Source organism: Dellaglioa sp. CoH-57-MRSF-18 (genome assembly GCF_056781995.1).
Window position 1 is genome coordinate 1 of record NZ_JBXAXX010000285.1, and the last position, 234, is coordinate 234.

General features: G+C 49.6%; 1 protein-coding gene. It reads left to right on the plus strand.

The genetic code is table 11. The features are described from left to right. Window positions 1-234 (plus strand): hypothetical protein (locus AC1RPG_RS08990; protein ID WP_481762640.1); only part of this gene is annotated, 234 nt, incomplete at both ends.

Sequence of the window (234 nt, forward strand, 5' to 3'; positions counted from 1 at the left end):
GCGGTGAGCGTGTAGATTCCAGCATCATTGCCAAATTGGGCAAACCGCGAAATTCCGATCAGGAAGAGCGCGTCTTGTCCAAAACGGACACAGAGTTGAAGGAACTTGCAAACTTTCAACGAATGATCGAGGGTTTGAACTACACGCCTACGTTTGGGGCCGCCGAAGTCGAAAAATGCCTTAGCAATTTCCGTGACCACCTGAAGAACAATCCTGATGCGCTCATGGATGAGT